Below are 984 nucleotides of genomic sequence, written 5' to 3' on the forward strand. Positions count from 1 at the left end.
TAATCTTCATATTTGCTTGTAGGCAAACCTTTTGCTGTCTTACTGAGTACGTTGTAAACGTTTGAAGCAGTGACTTTCCCTAAGCGCGCTTGAAACCATTCTGCTGTTCTTTGCTCCATCTCACACCGCCGTTTGTTGTTCGTGTGGCGTTGCTATATCGGCATCTTGTATAGTAGAATCTGTTTCTACCTTTTGCTTGTTTTGTTTATTTTTCAAAAGATGTAACACCGTTTGTGCTTGTCCTTCAGACATATCGTCAAGCTTTTTGACGTTGACATAAGTAAGTATTTTTTCTTCTTCTGTTTGGGTTTGTACGATGAGTCTTCTGATTTCATTGATCTGTTGTGGAAAAGCCTTTTTAATAGGCGGGTTCCCATCCGTATCATCATCTTCACTCACGACATTAAGAAGCATACCTAACAGATATCTGCGTGCGTATGTGATTGCAGAACCAACCGATTGTATATTTGATTTGCATCCTTTAGTGTCATAAGGAAACTTTCCTTCTGTTGAGATTTTATTTCCAGACGGATGCGTCAAAGTCATTTCTATAATTATATTGTCTGAACTCTGTTCTTTGATACGAGAAAACAAAGCAAATCGGTGTTTTGCAAGAGGCTTCTTTACAGCATCAATGTACTGGTCAAGGGTTGCATATTGGCTGTTTGTATGGGTGTTTGTAGAGTTTTTTTGTATTTTTTGATATTCTATTTGCATATTCGAAAGATCACAGGCAAATCTTTCGTAGTTTTGTCGTTCTATTTCTTTTTCTCGTAAGGCAATGAGACGCTCTAAACGGTCCATATCGATGTCATTTTCTAAGGCTCTATTTAAAATGCGTTCCATAGCAGTTTGTTCGACGGCTAAATGATGTGTTTCTTCAATTTCTGTTAGGTTAGTGTTTTGTTCACTCATCTTGATTTCCTCCTATTTGAGCGCAATTCACCCGTGGCGTGAATCACGCTGGTGTTTAAAAGTTGGTTG

At 38.2% G+C, this 984-nt stretch carries 1 protein-coding gene and 1 pseudogene; both read right to left on the bottom strand.

Translation table 11 applies throughout. The features are described from left to right. A pseudogene (locus tag ACFINU_RS10045) lies at nt 1–119 on the bottom strand (exonuclease); the annotation flags it as partial. A 1-nt stretch (nt 120) separates the two neighbouring features. Further along, a complete protein-coding gene (locus ACFINU_RS10050; RefSeq protein WP_375619021.1) occupies nt 121–915 on the bottom strand; it encodes an ERF family protein in 795 nt (264 codons plus the stop codon). Nucleotides 916–984: the final 69 nt, after the last annotated feature.

The sequence above is a fragment of the Bartonella sp. AC130YNZD genome, from assembly GCF_042196865.1.
Classification (GTDB): domain Bacteria; phylum Pseudomonadota; class Alphaproteobacteria; order Rhizobiales; family Rhizobiaceae; genus Bartonella.